Annotated in this window: 1 protein-coding gene; it reads left to right on the top strand. The window is 76.2% G+C overall.

Annotated features, from left to right (window positions below; genetic code table 11):
* The coding region (locus tag FGF04_RS38565) for an acyl carrier protein (RefSeq protein WP_149516051.1) at positions 1-3192 on the top strand (3192 nt) is incomplete at both ends.

Here is a 3192-nt window from a genome sequence, read left to right on the forward strand (position 1 = left end):
CCCAGGAGCACATCCTCTGCGCCGTCTACGCCGACGTCCTGCGCACCGAACAGGTCGGCGTCGACGACGACTTCGTGGCCCTGGGCGGCGACAGCATCCGCGCCATCCAGGCCGTCACCCGCGCCAGGCTCCAGGGCCTGACGCTCACCCCCCGCCAGATCCTCCAGCTGCGCACCGTCGCCCGCCTCGCCCAGGCCGCCACCCGCGCGGTGGAGGCCGACGAGAGCAGCACCGCGCCGCTGCTGACCCTGGGCGCCGACGACCTCGACGCCCTGCGCCGGCGCTACCCGCGGCTGAAGGAGGTGTGGCCGCCCACCCCGATGCAGTCCGGCATGCTCTTCGAGTCGATGCTCGCCGACACCGCCACCGGCACCGACACCTACCACCTGCAGACCGTCTACCACCTGGACGGGCCCGTCGACGCCGGGCGGATGCGCGCCGCCGCACAGGCCCTGCTGGAGCGCCACCCCAACCTCACGGCCGCCTTCGCCCCCGACACCGCCGGCGACCTCCTGCAGATCCTCGTCGAGGACGTTCAACTGCCCTGGCGGGAGATCGACCTCAGCGACCTGCCCGACCCCGAGCAGGAGCAGGCCCTGGCACGCTTCCTGGCCCAGGACCGGGCCGACCGCTTCGACGCGGCCCGCCCGCCGCTGCTGCGGCTGACCCTGCTGCGGTTCACCCCCCAGCGCGCCGACCTGGTCCTGACCGCCCACCACGTCCTGATCGACGGCTGGTCGGAACAGCTCATCGCCGAGGAACTGCTGCGCCTGTACGCCGCCGGCGACGACGCTGGCGCCGTGCCGCCGGCGCGCGGCTACCGGGACTTTCTGGCCTGGCTGGCCCGCCAGGACCAGCAGCACAGCGCCCGCGCCTGGGCGCAGGAACTGGCCGCCCTCGACGGGGCCACGACCGTGGCCCCCGCCGCCGCCCCCGGACAGGCGGCCGGCGCGGTCGACGAGATCCGCCTGACCCTGACCCCCCAGGAGTCGCAGGCGCTCACCCGGCGCGGCGCCGACCTGGGCGTCACCGTCAACACCCTGGTCCAGGGCGCCTGGGCGGTCCTGCTGTGCGCCCTGACCGGCCGCCAGGACGTGGTCTTCGGCGCCGCCGTCTCCGGCCGCCCCGGCACCCTCACCGGCGTGGAGTCCATGGTCGGCCTGTTCATCAACACCGTGCCGGTGCGCGCCCGGTGCACACCGGGCAGCACCCTGGAGGCGTTCCTGACCGACCTGCAGGAGCGCCAGACCGCCCTCCTGGACCACCACCACCACAGCCTGACCGAGATCCACCAGGCCGCGGGCGTGGACGCCCTCTTCGACACCATCGTGGCCTTCCAGTCCTACCCTGCGGACCCCGCGCAGACGGCCCGCACGGCCGCGGCCGCCGGATTCCGCGTCACCGGCCTCGACTCGGTCGGCGGCGCCAACTACCCGCTGGCCCTGATCGTCCAGGACGGCCGCCTGACCCTGCAGTACCAGCCGCACCTGTTCGCACCGCAGGACGCGCAGGACATCGCCGACCGGTTCAGGTCCCTCCTGCACCAGCTGGCCACCGCCCCCGGCCACCGGACCGTCGGCGCCCTCGACGCCCTGCTGGATGCCGAGCGCGCCCAGCTCACCACGGCCCACGACGCCGCGAGCCCGCACGAGGCGCCGGGGGAGAGGGACCCGCTCACGGCGGCCGCCCTCGTCGAACAGCACGCGGCAGCCACCCCCGATGCGCTCGCGCTCACCGCCGGGGACAGCGCGCTGACCTTCCGCGAGCTCAACACCCGCGCCAACCGCCTGGCCCACGGCCTGATCCGCCACGGCATCGGACCCGAGACGGTGGTCGCCCTGGCCCTGGAGCGCCCCGCCGACCTGGCCACCGCGGTCCTGGCCACCTTGAAGGCGGGCGCCGGCTACACCCTGCTCACCCCCGGCCGGCCGGCCGCCCTGCGCGAGAGCGTGCTGGCCCAGACAACCCCCCAACTCCTTCTCACCTCCCGCGACATGCCACCGCAGCCGGCCGCCCCGGGCATCGCGCTCCTGCACCTGGACGACCCGCAGTGCACCCGCGGCCCGGACACCGACCCCGGTGAGGCGGACCGCMCCGCCCCCCTGCGGCCCGACCMCCTCGCCTGCGTGCGCTACGGGCCCGCCTCCCGCGGCGGCGTGGCCCTCAGCCGGCGCGCCCTGACCGGCGCCGTGCGCCGCCTGGCCACCGCCGCCGCCCTCACACCCGGCACGACGGTCCTCGTCACCTCCCCCCACCAGGACACCGCGGCCTTCGAACTGCTCGGCGCGCTGTGCGCGGGCGCGGGCACCACACTCGCCCCCGACCCCGCGGCCCTGGCCGCCACCGGCTGGAGCGGCGACGTGATCAGCACGACCGCCCCGCTGCTGGCCGCGGTCCTCGACCGCGCCCCGGCCGCCCTCAAGGCCCGCACAGTGGTCCTCACCGGCGACGTACTGCTCGGATCACTCGTACAGCGCCTGCGCGAGGCGATACCGGACGTCCGCGTGGTCAACGCCTACGGACCCACCGAGACCGTGCGCGCCACCGCGCTCGCGGCCGCCGAGGGATGGCCCGGCCCCGGCCCGGCCCCGCTGGGCTCCGTCCTGGGCCACCTGCGCGCCTACGTACTGGGCCCGGCCCTGCAACTGCTGCCGCCCGGCGTCACCGGCGAGCTGTACCTGGCCGGCGAGCCGGCCCGCGGCTACCAGGGGCAGGCCGCACTCACCTCCCACACCTTCGTCGCCGACCCCTTCGGACCGCCCGGATCACGCATGTACCGCACCGGCGACCTGGCCCGCTGGACCACCGGCGGCGTCCTGGAGTACGCCGGCCACAGCGCCCAGGTGACCTGGGTGCGCGGCCACCGGGTCCACACCGGGGACATCGAGGCCGCCCTGGCCGCGCACCCCGCGATCGCCCGGGCAGCCGTCACGCTCCGCCACGGCGCGGCCGACGGCGAGGACACCCAGTTCGTCGCGCACGTCGTCGCCCGGCAGCAGCCGCCGCTGGACACCGGCGCCCTGCGCGAGTTCCTCACGCGGCGCCTGCCCGAGCACATGGTGCCGGCCGCCTTCGTCCTCCTGGAGGACCTGCCCGCGACGGCCGACGGCAGCCTGGACCGCCCGGCACTGGCCGACCCCGCCACCGACCCCGCCCACGAGGCCCCCGCCCCCGGCCGCACCCCGCAGGAAC

This window comes from Streptomyces apricus (genome assembly GCF_008369065.1).
Classification (GTDB): Bacteria; Actinomycetota; Actinomycetes; order Streptomycetales; family Streptomycetaceae; genus Streptomyces; species Streptomyces apricus.